The following is a 14,029-nucleotide window of genomic DNA, read 5'->3' as shown; positions in this document are numbered from 1 at the left end:
CAGACATGGCACTTAACAGCGTTAAGGAAACTGGCCCCGGCACGGAGCCCGACGTCCTGATCGTCGGGGCCGGGCCCACCGGGCTCGCCCTCGCCTGCGATCTGGCCCGCCGCGGTGTACGCGCCCTCGTCGTCGAGCAGTCGGACACCCTCTTCCCCGGCTCGCGCGGCAAGGGCATCCAGCCCCGCACCATGGAGGTCTTCGACGACCTCGGCGTCGTGGACGCGGTCCTCGCCTCGGGCGGCAAGGCTCCGGTCGGCATGGTCTGGCAGGACGGCAGCCGCCAGGGCGAGCACGACATGTTCGAGCGCTCCGGGCCCACGGACACGGAGCCGTACGGCGAGCCCTGGCTGCTCCCGCAGTGGCGCACCCAGCAGATCCTGTACGCGCGCCTGAGAGAGCTCGGCGGCGAAGTCTCCTTCGGTACGGCCCTGACGGGGCTCAGCCAGGACGCGTACGGAGTGACGGCCCAGCTCTCGACAGGAACGGCAGCGACGACAGGAACATCGACGATCCGCGCGGCCTACGCGGTCGCGGCGGACGGCGGCCGCAGCACGGTCCGCAGGATCCTCTCCATCGCGATGAACGGCGAGAGCGTCGACCCGGCCCCGATACTGGTCGCCGATGTCCGCATCCCCATCCTCGACCGCCTCAACTGGCATGTCTTCCCGGGCGGCAGCGCCGGCTACTTCGCCGTCTGCCCGCTGCCGGGGACCGACGACTTCCAGGTCGCCGGCCAGTTCGCGGAGGGCGAGCCCGACACCTCGCCCTCGGGCGTGCGGAAGCTGATAGCCGCCCGCACCCATCTGGCCGAGGACGAGGTCACCGAGGTGCTGTGGGCCTCGGACTTCCGGCCGCGTGCCGCCATGGCCGACCGGTTCCGCGAAGGGCGCGTGTTCCTCGCGGGCGACGCCGCCCATGTCCACTCCCCCGCCGGCGGACAGGGCCTCAACACCAGCGTCCAGGACGTGTACAACCTCGGCTGGAAGCTCGGCCAGGTGCTGCGCCACGGCGCACCCCAGGCGCTCCTGGACACCTACGAGCAGGAGCGGCTGCCCGTCGCCGCACAGATGCTCGGCCTCTCCACCCGTATCCACCGCGGTGAGGAGAAGCGCGGCGCGGCCACCATGCAGCTGGGGCTCGGCTACCGCGGCGGCCCGCTCGCCTCCGGCGGCGCGGGCGCACTGGAGGCGGGCGACCGCGCCCCGGACGGTCCACTGCCCGGCGGACGGCGGATCTTCGACCTCTTCCGCGGCCCGCACTTCACGCTGCTCGCGGTCGGCACGGACGCCGAACTGCCCGTACTCGACGACGAGCTGGTGCACACACACCGGATCGAGGCGTACGAGCCGTACGGGAAGGGTCTTTTCCTTGTTCGGCCCGACGGCTACCTCGGCTGGGCGGGCGAGGACATGTCCGGCCTCGCCGAGTACCTGGTCAGGTGCTGCTGAGCGAGAGCTCCACCGCGAAGCCCAGGAACAGCGCACCGGCCGCCGACGTCGCACCCGCCGACAGCAGCTTGCGACGGCGGAATGCCGCCGCCAGATGCGTCCCGGTGAAGATCAGCAGGGTGAGATAGAGGAAGCTCGCCAGCTGGGCGAGCACGCCGAGCACCACGAAGGAGAGCGCCGGATAGGCGTACTCGGGATCGACGAACTGCACGAAGAAGGCGATGAAGAAGAGGATCGCCTTCGGGTTGAACAGGCTGATCACAAAAGCCTTGCGGAACGGCCGCTCGGCGGCGGACCCCTCGGCCGGGGCCGCCTGCTCGGCGGTCAGCTCACGACGGGTACGCCAGAGCGACCAGGCCGCACGCAGCATCCCGATCGCCAGCCAGGTCAGATAGCCGGCGCCGGCGAACTTCACGATCCCGAAGAGCACGGCATTGCCCTGGAGCAGCGAGGCGACGCCCGCCGCGGACAGCACCATCAGCACGGTATCGCCGCACCACACACCGGCGGCGGCCTTGTATCCCGTACGCACACCGCGGCGCGCGGCGACCGACAGCACGTACAGCGAGTTCGGCCCCGGCAGCAGAACGATCAGGACAAGTCCTGCGAGATAGGTCGGCAGATCGGTAACACCCAGCATGAGGCGGAGTGTCGCACATGGGTACGACACTCCGCCTTTGCGTTCCGCATCACGGAGCAGAACGGAACGAGCCGCTCAGAAGGCGTCGGTCGGGACGTAGGTGCCCCACACCGCGCGCAGAGCGTCGCACACCTCGCCCACCGTCGCCCGCGCCTTCAGCGCGTCCTTCATCGGGTAGAGGACGTTGTCCGTCCCCTCCGCGGCCTTCTGCAGCGCCGCGAGTGCCGCGTCGACCGCCCCCTGGTCGCGCTCGGCCCGCAGCTTCGCCAGCCGGTCCGCCTGTTGCGCCTCGATGGCGGGGTCGACCCGCAGCGGCTCGTACGGCTCCTCCGCGTCCAGCGTGTAGCGGTTGACGCCGACGACGACCCGCTCGCCGCTGTCGGTCTCCTGCGCGATGCGGTACGCGCTGCGCTCGATCTCGTTCTTCTGGAAACCGTGCTCGATGGCGTTGACCGCGCCGCCCAGGTCCTCGACCCGTTCCATCAGCGCCAGCGCCGCCGCCTCCACGTCGTCCGTCATCTTCTCGACGACATAACTGCCCGCGAACGGGTCCACGGTGGCGGTGACATCGGTCTCGTACGCCAGGACCTGCTGGGTACGCAGGGCGAGCCGCGCCGACTTGTCCGTAGGGAGCGCGATCGCCTCGTCGAAGGAGTTGGTGTGCAGCGACTGCGTACCGCCGAGCACCGCCGCGAGCCCCTGGACGGCCACGCGCACCAGGTTCACCTCGGGCTGCTGGGCGGTCAGCTGCACACCGGCCGTCTGCGTGTGGAACCGCAGCATCAGCGACTTGGGGTTCTTCGCGCCGAACTCGTCCCGCATGATCCGGGCCCAGATACGGCGCGCGGCACGGAACTTGGCGACCTCTTCCAGAATCGTCGTACGCGAGACGAAGAAGAAGGACAGGCGCGGCGCGAAGTCGTCGACGTCCATGCCGGCGGCTACGGCCGTACGGACGTACTCAATGCCGTCCGCGAGCGTGAAGGCGATCTCCTGCGCGGGCGAGGCGCCGGCCTCCGCCATGTGGTAGCCGGAGATCGAGATGGTGTTCCACTTCGGGATCTCGGTCCTGCAGTACTTGAAGATGTCGGCGATCAGCCGGAGCGAGGGCTTCGGCGGGAAGATGTACGTGCCGCGGGCGATGTACTCCTTGAGCACATCGTTCTGGATGGTGCCGGTGAGCTTGTCCGCGGGGACGCCCTGCTCCTCGCCGACGAGCTGGTAGAGCAGCAGAAGCAGCGCGGCGGGGGCGTTGATCGTCATCGACGTGGAGACCTTGTCCAGCGGGATACCGTCGAACAGCACCCGCATGTCGTCGAGCGAGTCGATGGCGACGCCGACCTTGCCGACCTCGCCGCTTGCGATCGCCGCGTCCGAGTCGTGACCCATCTGAGTGGGCAGGTCGAAGGCGACGGACAGGCCCATCGTGCCGTTGGCGATGAGCTGCTTGTAGCGGGCGTTGGACTCGACGGCGGTGCCGAAGCCCGCGTACTGGCGCATCGTCCAGGGACGGCCGGTGTACATCGTCGGGTAGACGCCGCGGGTGAAGGGGTACGAACCGGGCTCGCCCAGCTTCTCGGCCGGATCCCAGCCGTCCAGTGCACCCGGTCCGTAGACCGGCTCGATGGGCAGTCCCGACTCGGACTCGCGCGCCATGGTTGTGTGCCTCCCGCTAGAGCTACTCGCTGGTAACCGATCCTCGCGTCGGACTGTAACGGCGGGCCCGCGACGGGTGGAGAGCCGCACCCTGGGACCTTGCTCACAGCCTCTTCCACCGCTTGTTCCCCATGATGCGCGGGATTGCGCAACCAGGCAGGGCGGGAATCTGTCTCTGGAGACACAGGGAATACAGGGGGGCGAACATGGTTCGGAATTCCGTCATACGCAGATCACTGGCCGCGGCCGCGGTGCTTGCCGTGACCGCGGGCTGCACGGCGCAGGCCGCGACCGAGCAGCCGGCCCGGGCCGACGCCAAACCGGGCAGCTCGGAGCCCGCGCAGGCCGGCACGGCGACGCCGTCCGGGGCGGACTCGGCCACGCCGAAGCCGAAGGAGACGACCGCCAAGCCCAGCAAGCCCACCGAGGTGCTGATGGCCAACGGCTCGAAGGGCAAGCAGGTGCGCGAGCTGCAGGCCAGGCTCGCGCAGATCGGCTGGTTCGACGACAGGCCGACCGGTACCTACGGTCCCGTGACGGTCGCCTCCGTCAAGGGCTTCCAGGGCAAGCGCGGTCTGCCCACGACCGGCGACACGGACACCGTGACATGGCAGAAGCTGCTCGGTATGACGACGAAGCCGACGCGCGACGAGCTGAACGGCAAGGCCGTCAACAAGCCGGCGGCAAAGCTGGACCGGCGCTGCACGACGGGCCGGGTGATGTGCATCAGCAAGTCCACCCGCACGCTCTCCTGGGTGATCGACGGCAAGGTGCAGTCGACGATGGATGTGCGCTTCGGCTCGCAGTACACGCCGACCCGTGAGGGCACCTTCCGCGTGTTCCAGAAGTCCAAGGACCACGTCTCGACGATCTACCACACGTCCATGCCGTACGCGATGTTCTTCAGCGGCGGCCAGGCGGTGCACTACTCCTCGGACTTCGCGGCCCGCGGCTACAACGGCGCGTCACACGGCTGCGTCAACGTCCGGGACAAGGGGAAGATCGCCTCGCTCTTCGGACAGGTCCACAGCGGCGACAAGGTCGTCATCTACTGGTGAGAGTCGAGAAGGAAGAGTGGCGCGGGCGGGACCGGGGGAACGTGTCCCGCCCGCGCCATGTGCGCCAAGCCGTAGGTACGGGGGGAACCCCGGCTCGAGCGCGGCCGATGACCAGTCGGCTCACTCTCTACTGCGCCATTGGCTCAAAAAACGTCACACCTGGTTGATCCGATACCGGCAGCGGGGAGAAAACGCAGGTCAGACAGGCTGCGGGTCAACGTGGGGCGAGGCTCAGCGAGTGCTCACGGAGGGGACGGTCGGGGATTCGGCCGGCAGAGGTGACCAGGACACGGGCGGCAGCGATCCGCCGCCCGGCCGGCCGTCGTCCGAGTCGGAGCCGCCGTTGCTCTGTCCGTCGCCGCCGCCGTCGTCACCGCCGTCGCCGTCGCTGTCCCCGCTGAGCACCCGGTCGCAGAACCGCTCCACACGCTCCGGCCCCTTGGCCGTCGCCTCCAGTCGCCGCTTGCGCTCCGGGGCGATACGGCCGCTGCGGTAGTCGCGGCAGGCCTCGGCCGTCCTGCGGTACCACTCGGCGTTCCGGTCGCTGTTCTTCTTGCCGGCGTCGCCCTGCTGCTTGCCGTCGTCGTCCGGCTTCCCGCCGTTCGCCTGGTCCGGATGCCGACCGGGCCCGCCGCTCGGCGAGGGCGACACCGGCGGCGTACTGATCCCGCCCGGGGTCTGCGACGGGGAGTCCGGTCCGCCGCCGGTCGGCAACTCCGAGACCAGCGGCCCGGGAGTCGCGGCGGCCGAGAGGGAGGACGCGGGCAGCGGATCGTCGTTGCTGAAGGGGCCGGGCAGCATGCCGGTGCCGGCCGCGACCGCCACTCCGCCGAGCGCGCAGCCGGCCACCGCGGCGGCGATACCGAAGCGCACCGGACGCCCGAAGCGCAGTCCGGGCGCCGAGCGGGAGGAGCGAGCGAGTCGTACGGTGCCGATGGTGTCGCCGACGGGCGCGGCGGCGTCGGCCCTGGCCTTGCGGAAGGCGGCCAGTGCGGCGGCCTCGCCCGGCATTTCGCCGTCGTCGGAGTAGTCGGCCCGGCCCACGCCGTCCAGCGCACGGGAGAGTCGCGCGGCCTGGATACGGGCGTGTTCATCGGCGGCTTCGACCGGTTCGCCCCGCAGCAGTCGCTCCGCAGCATCCTTGTCCAGCCACTCGTACCGCTCGTCGGCCATCACATGTCCTTCTGCGTCCGCAGGCGTGAATGCGTCACACCGGCGGGTGCCGTCGAGCCCGGTCGGGGGCCTCGCTGCGGCGGTACGCCGCCGAGATCCGCCGCGCCCGTACGGAGGTTGTCCAGGTCCGCGCCGTCCGCGCCGTCCGCGCCGTCCGCGCCGTCCGCGAAGCCCGCACCGTCCGCACCGTCCGCACCGTCCGAACCGTCCGCACCGTCCGCGCCCAGCAGCTCGGCCAGCCGCTTCAGGCCGCGGTGCGCCGCTGTCCGTACGGCACCCGGCCGCTTGCCGAGCGTCTTGGCCGCGCTCTTCGCGTCGAGGCCGACCACGACGCGCAGTACGACGGCCTCGGCCTGGTCCTGCGGCAGCTGGGCAATGAGTTCCATGGTGTGGCCGGTGGCGAGCGCCTCCAAGGCCTGGTCCGCGGTGTCCGACTCGGCGGGCATCCCGGTGAGTTCACTCTCGTCGCCGCCGACGGCGGGGCGCCGGCCCCGCATACGTATGTGGTCGAGAGCGCGATTGCGGGCTATTCGTGCGGCCCAGCCCCGGAAGCGGTCCGCGTCGCCGCTGAACCGCTCGAGGTCGCGGGCGATCTGCAGCCAGGCCTCCGAGGCCACGTCCTCGGCCTCCGACTCGCCGACCAGAGTCCGGACATATCCATGCAATCGCGGGTGCACAGCGCGGTACACAGCACGGAAGGCGTCCTCGTCCCCGTCCTGAGCCGCGAGCACCGCGGCGGTCAACTCCGCGTCGTCCCCCAGCACTCCCTCAACCCGTCCTGAATCGCAGCTGGTCACCACTGCCGCGCCGCCCTGTACGCGAATCAGCACGCTACGTCCTCCTACCGAGCCGCGTCCACATTTTGTACAACCCGCAACAACATGCTGACACAGCGGGGTGTGACAGAAAACGCACGCTCGGCGCTGAGAGAAGTACGGGGCCGCTCCGCGGCCCTGGCGAGCGACGACCGGGGCCTCTCCTGTGGGGGGTGGCGGCCCCGGTCGTCCTTCCACGTCCGCGAGCAACTGTCAGGCGGGCCGAGCCGCCGGAACGGCGGCCCCGGCGTCCTACTTCCCCGGTTTCCCCGGCTTCTGCGGCTTGCCCGCGGGCTTCTGCGGCTTGTCCGCGGGCTTCTGCGGCTTGTCCGCGGGCTTCTCCGCACTCTTCGCGGGCTTCCCGTCCGCAGGGTTCGGCAAGGTGTCGTTCATCTCATCCGCCGACAGCCGCTCGCAGTAGGCCCGTACGGCGTCCGGGCCGCCGGCGGCTGCCTCCAGTTCGGCCATGGGCTTGCCCCTGGGCGTTTTTCCCGGTCGCGAAACAGCCGCCAGATACTGGCGGCAGTGCGCGGCTGTGTCCCGCGCGGTGCCCGGCCGCCCGGGGGGAGCGTCGTCCGCGGACGACTGAGTGGGCCGCACCGGGCCCTGCGGTGCTCCTTCCCCGCGCGCGCCACCAGCCCCGCCCTCTTCGACGCCAGGTTCCGTGGGCGCGGTCCGTACCGGCTCCGGCTGCACGACACCCCCGAACGGCGACGGGATCGCCCCCTCCCCGGCCGCGACCGCCACTCCGCCCAGCGCCGCCGCCGCGGCAACACCCGCCGCCAGCGCCTTGAGCGCCTGCGCCCAGTGCCGCTGACCGCCCGGCCGCCAGTCGTCCCGGCTGCGCCGCCACCGCACCGGTGCCGCGCGCACGCCGCCCTCGTCACGCGCCGGGCGGAACGCCCGCAGCGCCCGCTCCTCGCCGGCCGGATCGAACTCGCCGCGGCGGCGCGCCGCCCCAAGCAACGCATCGAGTTCGGGTGTGCGGGGGGCATCCCGTTCGGGTTTCATCCCTCATCCTTCGGCGTACGCCCTGGCCAGTCGCTCCGCCAGTCCTTTCAGTCCCCGGTACGCCGCGGTACGTACGGCTCCGGGGCGCTTGCCCAGCACCCGCGCGGCCGTGGGCCCGTCAAGCCCGACGACCACCCGCAGAAGTACCGCTTCCGCCTGCTCGCGCGGCAAGCTGCCGATCAACTCGAGGGCGCGCTCGGTGGAGAGCGCTTCGAGGGCCGCGGCGGCCGTGTCCTGCCCGTCCGGAAGTTCCAGCACATCCTGCTCCGGTAAGGAGATGCGCGGACGCCGCTTCCGCCTGCGCAGATGATCCAGGGCGCGGTGCCGGGCAATCGTCGCCGTCCAGCCCCGGAACCCCGCCCCGTCGCCACGGAAACGGCTCAGGTCACGGGCGATCTCCAGCCACGCCTCAGCGGCCACGTCCTCGGCTTCGTCGCCAACGAGCCCTCGGACGTAGCCGATCAGCCCCGGCTGCACCAGCCGGTACGCGGTCGCGAAGGCGTCCTCGTCACCCTGCTGTGCCCGCTCGACGGCAGCCCCGAGTTCCGCGTCGTACGCCCCCACAGTTCCCTCTCCGTACCGACGCACTTCGGCACATGCCCCTTCATCTCTGCGTACGGAGACGGAGAAACGTCACCGTCCGCAGGCGGCCCTCGGGTCGGCGGGTCTGCGTGCCCGCCCGTGCAGCATGAGGTAGAGGCGCTGCACCGACTCTTCCGGGCCGCCCAGCTCGAAGCGGTTGACGACCTTGCCGAGCGGATTCCACACGCGTCCATCGGGCATCCGGACACCCACCGGCTGCCCGAACAGCTCCCGCTGCTCCGGCCCGAAGTCCGCCCAACGCGCCCCGGCCCGCCGGACGATCACCTCTCCCGTGTACGCCCCGAGCCCCTGGAGCAGCCCGGCGACCTGCCCGACCTCCGGACGGCCGCGCCGTACCCCGTCCACCATGAAGTCGACGAGGCGCAGGCTGGCGACGGAGTAGTCGAACGGCAGCCGGTTGCGCTCCGTCAGCCGATCGACGACCCCGGCGACGTACGCGCGCATGTCGGCCGCGCTGGGCAGAACTCCAAAGTCCGTATCCATGTATGACCAAGCGACAGGTGCGCGGAGATCATCACGGAGTGCGGAAGTGTTCGTTCTCACGGACGACTTCGAGCCACTCGTACAACCATCGGCACAGCTCAGGCGTCGTCGACCACCACGTCATTCACGCAACGTGCCAGGGTTCGCCCCCCATGACACCAGCCTCGTACGTCACCGCCTTCGCGGAACTGTTCGGCCCACCCCCGGCCGGCGCTGCCCCCGCACCCGTCCCCGTCGACTGGAACACGGTCGAGTCCTGGCTCGGACTTACACATTGGGCTTCTTCGGCCGACGGGTCAACCGATGGCGATGCGCGGGTGCGCGCCGGGCTGGATCCAGCCCATGATCCGGTCCATGGTGGAGCGCGGCACGGATACGCAACCCGCGGTCGCCCCCTTGCCGTTGACATGCAGGAAGATCCCGGCGCCACGGCCCGGTGTGGCCGGCCAGCGGTTGAAGTTGATGACCAGAGCCTTGGCGTACTGGGTCGGGTAGTTGATGAGGCGCTCACTTCCCCGCTCGCCGCTCTCGGTAAGCGGGAAGTCGGCCCCGGCCTCGGTGTGCATCTGGTTGTAGAACTTCGACTCGGGGTCTTCCACCCACCAGTGGCTGGAGTTGACCCGTGTGTACGGCATGCTCGTGCCGCTGGACTCGACGCCGAAGCCCTCGGTGATGGTGTAGGTGCCCGAGGGCGTGGTGTAGGTGCTCTGCCTGCGGGTGGAGCCGTCGACAACGCCGTTCGAGCCGACCCGGCCGCTGTCGGAGATGACGGACTTCCAGCCGGACGACCCCTTGGACCAGGCCGTCACCGTGGCGTACGAGCCGCTGGCCTTCACGGTGATGAGCTGGGTGGCGTTGCCCACGTCGACCGGCACAGGGAAGTTCGGGGCGTGGGCTGACGGGGCTGCCTGAGCCTTCCCCGCACCGCCGGGCGCCGCAGTGCGTGAGCCGCTGGGCGCCGGCTTCGCGCTGTCGGACGGCGTCGCGGAAGCGGTGGCGGAGGCGGAGGGGGAAGCAGATACCGAGGCGGAGGCGGAACTGCTGGCGGATTCGGACGAGCCGGGCACGTCCGACGTCACGCTCTTGGCAGTGGCTGCAGCGGCATCTGCGGCCGGGGCATCCTGGCCCTGGTGTCCGCATGCCGACGCCAGGAATATCGCGCCGGTGGCAGCCAGTGCGGCGAAGTTACGGGACGAGGGCAGCACGAAGTAACCCTTCGGTTGATGGGGAAATCGCGACGGCCGAGGTCGGCACGGCGAAGTGGGCCGGTTCTATATCAGGCCGACGCCGAGATGCGAGCCGACGGACCTTTCGGACGAATCCCTAGGCGCCGGGGTCGAGATACACCGAAGCTGACGGCCGATCACGAATGGTCGGGGCCAGCCGTGGTTGCTCAGGCCAAATCGGACCTGAAGAGAGTCAGCTTCTGAAACATTGGGCTACTACAGAAGGCCGGGTATGTACCGGCGATGAACCCCAAGCCGTGGGCTGTGAACGGGGATACAGCCGCAATGAATTCATCCGTTCCACAGTGCCCCGGCACCTCACGGTCTCGGCACCTCAGGCGCGCCACTGTCCGAAGGAGACACCGGACATGCCCGTGAGGGGAACGATCTCCATGGCTGTGTGCTCCAGGGGTACATCGGCGCTGGCGGTGACTGCGGAGGTCACCGCACGCCCGCGGGAAGCTCGATCTTTCCGTCGAACGTGCCCTGGTTCTCCTGCCGTACGTCCTGCTCGAACGTGATGTCCTGGCCACCGGCGTACGGGACGAGGAAGCCGAACTCGAACCGGTGGCTCTTGATCCGGTACGACTTGGCGTCCAGGACCAGCACCTCCTCCAGACCGGAGAGCGTCAACTGAGCGTCATTCACCGGGATTCCGGCGTCCCGGAGCTGCTCGGCGGTGGGGTCGAACTCCCGAAGCGCCTTCTTCACCCAGGCCCGATCACGGACGGCGGTCAGCTTCTGCTTGTCGCTGCCGACACGGAGCCGGATCGTGCCGTCCGCCTGGGTCAGCGTCATGTCGTCACCGGCGGCCTGCGCGTAGTCCCGGAACTCCTCGATGACCGCGACCGGGTCCTCGACCTTGTTCTGCATCTCGGGGTCGGAGGTGGCCGCGGCCTTCCAAGGCGCGCTGCCCTCCTTGAGGTGCACCATGTCGTCGAGGACGTAGATCTCCTCGTTCTTCGTGGTCCCCTTACTGCTGGTGCTGACGCCCTGCGAGTGCAGCACCTCCGGCTCCATGCCGCGCCGGACCGTGGCCCGGTAGGTCGCGGCGCTCTTCCGGCCCTGGAGCGTCAGTCCTTCCTGTCCCTTTACGGAGAACGTCCAGGCGCCTTCCGCCGCCATCGCCTTCTCGGCGAGGTCGAGGAAGTCCTCCGGGGACTCGGGTGCCGCGGGCGCCTCGGAGGACGGCGTCGCCTCTGGGCTCTCGGCCGCGGCGGGCTCCACCGGCCCGTCCTCCTCCGCCGCGCCGCAGGCGGCCAGCGAGAGGGCGAGCGGGAGAACCAGTGCAGCGCACCTGAAACGACTTCGCATGGATCTCTTCCTTACGTCACGGCGGGGCGCGCGGACTGTACAGCAGCGATCAGCCTCCGATCACGCCGACGACCATTCCTCGCGAACCGGCATGAATGCTCTGCATCTCGCACCACACGGTCTTGCTGCGGGGGCCCTGTTCCACACCCCACCGCAGGGTCAGAGCGTCGAGCAGGGCGAGGCCGCGGCCGGTCTCGTCATCGTCTGCGGCCTCGCACAGGACGGGCAGGGCCCGGGGGTCGGGGTCGGTGACCTCCAGTCGCGTACGGCCCTGCCCACAGGCCACGCGAACGGTCAAGGGAACGCCCTCCCCGAGATGGCGGACGACGTTCGTGATCAGCTCGCTGGCGCACAGCTGGAGATCGGCGCAGGGCCCGCCCATGTACGCACGTAGGGCCCGGCGGACCTCGGGCACGTCCTTCGGAGTGGCGAGAAGTTCCAGGGTGAGCGCTGGTCGCATCACGCAACTCCCTTGCGCAGGGCGGCGACCAGGGCGCGCGCGGTGGCCAGGTTGCAGTTGCCCAGGACGATGAGGGGCGGGGTGCGGTAGCTGGCGGCGAAGGTCGGCATGTCGATGCCGAGGGACGGCAGCGTGATGCCGTGGGAGGCGAGGGCGGCCCGCAGCTCCTCGGCGCAGTCCTGTACCTCAGGGTGGTCGTGCATGGGGGTCACACCTTCCAGTGCGCTCTGTGACGAACTGCTCACACCCTGACGCGGCGCCGCGTACCGTGAAAGAGGTTCGGGCTCCCGGCTCTGAACTGCACGTACGCGACGTGGAGTTGGTACGGGCACGGGAATCGCCGGGACTCGGCCGGACACGCCGGGAAACGGGCGGTAACGGCACCAGGAGCGGTGAACGATGGGGCAGCGCAAGGACATCGACGGATCGGCAAGCGTCCCCACCTTCTACGGCAAGGAACTGCGCTGGAAGCGGGAGGAGGCCGGGCTCACCCTCCAGCAACTGGTCGAGGGCAGTTTCTACGGCCCCAGCCACCTCAGCGAGATCGAACGCGGCGCGCGCCGCATGCCGGCGGAACTGGCCGAGCACGTGGACAAGGCTCTCGGCACGGACGGCTTCTTCAAGCGCCGCTGTGACGACGTACGGAAAGCGAAGAGACGAGGCCACGCAAGCTACTTCGAGCGCGTGCTGGAGGCGGAGAAGCACGCGGAGACCATCGAGGAGTGGTGTCCGACCCTGATTCCGGGCCTGTTGCAGACGGACGCGTACGCGCGGGCGGTCGTACGGGCGACGCACCCGCTGGCGCCCGACGACGAGGTGGAGGAGAAGGCCAGCGCCCGCATGGCGCGGGCCCGGCTCTTCGAGGACGACCACAAGACCCCGATGTATTGGGTGATCCTGCCCGAGTCGCTGCTGCGCCAGCCGATCCTCCCGCCGGGGGCCATGGCCGAACAGCTTGAGCACATCACGGCGTTGGCGCGAAGCCGCCGGATCCTTCCACAGATCCTTCCGTGGAACTGCGGACCGCATCCATTCATGCTCGGTACAGTCATGATCATGACCTTCCCGGATGCCCCGCCCCTGGTCTACACGGAGGCGCTGCACACCGGCGACACCATCGACGATCCGGCCCTCGTGAAGGAGTACCGCCGGTCGTACGATTGGCTCAGGGCCGCCGCGCTGCCACCTGAGGCGTCCCTCGCCATGATCGAGGAAGCGGCTGAGGATGACCGAAATGGCAAGCAAAGACATTGACTTGAGAACGGCCGTCTGGCGCAAGAGCAGCTACAGCAACGGCAGCGGGGGGAACTGCGTCGAGGTCGCCGAAGCGTTCCCCGGCGCGGCCAGCTGGCGCAAGAGCAGCTACAGCAACGGCGACGGCGGCGACTGCGTCGAGGTCTGCGACGCCCACAGGGGCATCGTCCCCGTCCGCGATTCCAAGCTCCCCCACGGCCCGGTCCTCACGGTCCCGGCCCCCGCCTGGACGTCCTTCGTCACGTCCCTCAAGGAGGTCCGGGCGTCGGCTCCGTGAGCCCGGCGGCTGCCCAGACCAGAAGGAGCGGTGTGCCTGACGCCCCGCCCCGGACATGCAAACGGCCCGCCAGTTCGACCTGGCGGGCCGTCGCATCGGAGTCCGGTTCAGTAGATGCCCGGCGGCTCAGAAGGTCCGGTAATAGGGCGTCTCGATCGTCGCCGCGACACTGAATGCGGAGAACTCGGCTTCCGTGAGCACACGGTAAACAAATTCCGAGGCGGTCATGTCGAAACGCTGGAAAGGCTCCAGCGGATCCACTCGCGCCACCACGGGCCACGTCGACGGATCCTGCGACGTGTCGGCCAGCCAGTAGTACTCCTCCTCGGTGAAGGAGTAACCCCACTGCACAAGGCCCTTGCCCTTGCTCTCGTCATTCGCTCCGAGGATCCCGAACGGTTCGAACATCCGCCGATTGTCGGGGTCCCCCCCGCACGGACCTGAGCAAGACAAATTCAGAGGTCCCCAGCCCGTGACCGCAGTAATTCGCTCGACCCACACAGTTTTCACATTCCGATCGGGGATTCAGGCTTGGGGGCGTGCCAGCCTCCGGCGCGCCCCCAAAACCACGATCGCCATGCGCTTCGGCGTCACCGGACAACCAGGCT

General features: G+C 69.6%; 17 protein-coding genes. 5 read left to right on the top strand and 12 right to left on the bottom strand.

What is annotated here, in order from left to right; translation table 11 throughout:
* Positions 1–5 precede the first annotated feature (5 nt).
* Positions 6–1,451, top strand: a complete 1,446-nt coding sequence (locus tag AB0D12_RS09415; RefSeq protein ID WP_362678698.1) for an FAD-dependent monooxygenase — start codon at positions 6–8, stop codon at positions 1,449–1,451.
* Here the strand turns inward: AB0D12_RS09415 and leuE are convergent.
* Both leuE and AB0D12_RS09405 read right to left on the bottom strand, forming a co-directional pair.
* The gene (leuE, locus tag AB0D12_RS09410) at positions 1,438–2,091 is read right to left on the bottom strand and encodes a leucine efflux protein LeuE (protein WP_362678695.1); all 654 of its coding nucleotides are present in this window, start codon (positions 2,089–2,091) and stop codon (positions 1,438–1,440) included. The genes AB0D12_RS09415 and leuE overlap by 14 nt on opposite strands.
* A 75-nt stretch (positions 2,092–2,166) precedes the next feature.
* Positions 2,167–3,747, bottom strand: coding sequence for a methylmalonyl-CoA mutase family protein (locus AB0D12_RS09405; protein WP_362678692.1), 1,581 nt, complete (start codon positions 3,745–3,747; stop codon positions 2,167–2,169).
* A gap of 206 nt (positions 3,748–3,953) precedes the next feature.
* Between AB0D12_RS09405 and AB0D12_RS09400 the strand changes: the two genes are divergently transcribed.
* Complete coding sequence (locus AB0D12_RS09400; RefSeq protein ID WP_362678689.1) at positions 3,954–4,805, top strand: L,D-transpeptidase family protein; 852 nt, start codon at positions 3,954–3,956, stop codon at positions 4,803–4,805.
* Between the two features lie 231 nt (positions 4,806–5,036).
* Here AB0D12_RS09400 and AB0D12_RS09395 read toward each other — a convergent pair whose 3' ends face one another.
* The 6 genes from AB0D12_RS09395 to AB0D12_RS09370 form a co-directional block, all read right to left on the bottom strand.
* The gene (locus tag AB0D12_RS09395) at positions 5,037–5,978 is read right to left on the bottom strand and encodes a hypothetical protein (protein WP_362678686.1); all 942 of its coding nucleotides are present in this window, start codon (positions 5,976–5,978) and stop codon (positions 5,037–5,039) included.
* On the bottom strand, positions 5,978–6,742 hold the full coding sequence (locus AB0D12_RS09390; RefSeq protein WP_362678833.1) for an RNA polymerase sigma factor: 765 nt from the start codon (positions 6,740–6,742) through the stop codon (positions 5,978–5,980). Before AB0D12_RS09390 ends, AB0D12_RS09395 begins: the two co-directional genes overlap by 1 nt.
* A 303-nt stretch (positions 6,743–7,045) precedes the next feature.
* Positions 7,046–7,804: a hypothetical protein gene (locus AB0D12_RS09385; protein ID WP_362678683.1), complete on the bottom strand. Its 759-nt coding sequence runs from the start codon at positions 7,802–7,804 to the stop codon at positions 7,046–7,048.
* Positions 7,805–7,807: 3 nt separating this feature from the next.
* Complete coding sequence (locus AB0D12_RS09380; protein ID WP_362678680.1) at positions 7,808–8,368, bottom strand: RNA polymerase sigma factor; 561 nt, start codon at positions 8,366–8,368, stop codon at positions 7,808–7,810.
* Positions 8,369–8,437: 69 nt separating this feature from the next.
* A complete protein-coding gene (locus AB0D12_RS09375; RefSeq protein WP_362678677.1) occupies positions 8,438–8,890 on the bottom strand; it encodes a hypothetical protein in 453 nt (150 codons plus the stop codon).
* A gap of 296 nt (positions 8,891–9,186) precedes the next feature.
* Positions 9,187–9,753 (bottom strand): L,D-transpeptidase family protein, encoded by a 567-nt coding sequence (locus AB0D12_RS09370; protein WP_362678674.1) that lies wholly within the window; start codon positions 9,751–9,753, stop codon positions 9,187–9,189.
* 76 nt (positions 9,754–9,829) lie between these two features.
* Between AB0D12_RS09370 and AB0D12_RS09365 the strand changes: the two genes are divergently transcribed.
* Positions 9,830–10,102, top strand: a complete 273-nt coding sequence (locus tag AB0D12_RS09365) for a hypothetical protein (RefSeq protein WP_362678671.1) — start codon at positions 9,830–9,832, stop codon at positions 10,100–10,102.
* Between the two features lie 455 nt (positions 10,103–10,557).
* On the opposite strand, the gene AB0D12_RS09360 is transcribed toward AB0D12_RS09365, so the two are convergent.
* The 3 genes from AB0D12_RS09360 to AB0D12_RS09350 are packed head-to-tail and all read right to left on the bottom strand — an operon-like array spanning position 10,558 to position 12,093.
* Complete coding sequence (locus AB0D12_RS09360; protein ID WP_362678668.1) at positions 10,558–11,430, bottom strand: hypothetical protein; 873 nt, start codon at positions 11,428–11,430, stop codon at positions 10,558–10,560.
* A 49-nt stretch (positions 11,431–11,479) separates the two neighbouring features.
* Positions 11,480–11,890, bottom strand: coding sequence for an ATP-binding protein (locus tag AB0D12_RS09355; protein ID WP_362678665.1), 411 nt, complete (start codon positions 11,888–11,890; stop codon positions 11,480–11,482).
* Entirely contained in the window at positions 11,890–12,093 is a 204-nt protein-coding gene (locus AB0D12_RS09350) for a hypothetical protein (RefSeq protein ID WP_362678662.1), read from the bottom strand. Before AB0D12_RS09350 ends, AB0D12_RS09355 begins: the two co-directional genes overlap by 1 nt.
* Before the next feature lie 196 nt (positions 12,094–12,289).
* Between AB0D12_RS09350 and AB0D12_RS09345 the strand changes: the two genes are divergently transcribed.
* The gene (locus tag AB0D12_RS09345) at positions 12,290–13,144 is read left to right on the top strand and encodes a helix-turn-helix transcriptional regulator (protein WP_362678660.1); all 855 of its coding nucleotides are present in this window, start codon (positions 12,290–12,292) and stop codon (positions 13,142–13,144) included.
* Positions 13,125–13,421 carry a DUF397 domain-containing protein gene (locus AB0D12_RS09340; protein WP_362678657.1) on the top strand — a complete coding sequence of 99 codons (297 nt, stop codon included), beginning with the start codon at positions 13,125–13,127 and terminating at the stop codon, positions 13,419–13,421. Before AB0D12_RS09345 ends, AB0D12_RS09340 begins: the two co-directional genes overlap by 20 nt.
* A gap of 126 nt (positions 13,422–13,547) precedes the next feature.
* Here AB0D12_RS09340 and AB0D12_RS09335 read toward each other — a convergent pair whose 3' ends face one another.
* The gene (locus AB0D12_RS09335; RefSeq protein ID WP_362678654.1) at positions 13,548–13,829 is read right to left on the bottom strand and encodes a hypothetical protein; all 282 of its coding nucleotides are present in this window, start codon (positions 13,827–13,829) and stop codon (positions 13,548–13,550) included.
* Positions 13,830–14,029 lie beyond the last annotated feature (200 nt).

The organism is Streptomyces sp. NPDC048479, from assembly GCF_040651435.1.
In the GTDB taxonomy this organism is placed as follows: Bacteria; Actinomycetota; Actinomycetes; order Streptomycetales; family Streptomycetaceae; genus Streptomyces.
The sequence above is the reverse complement of the archived record's forward strand: the minus strand, read 5'-3'. Positions and strand labels throughout refer to the sequence as shown.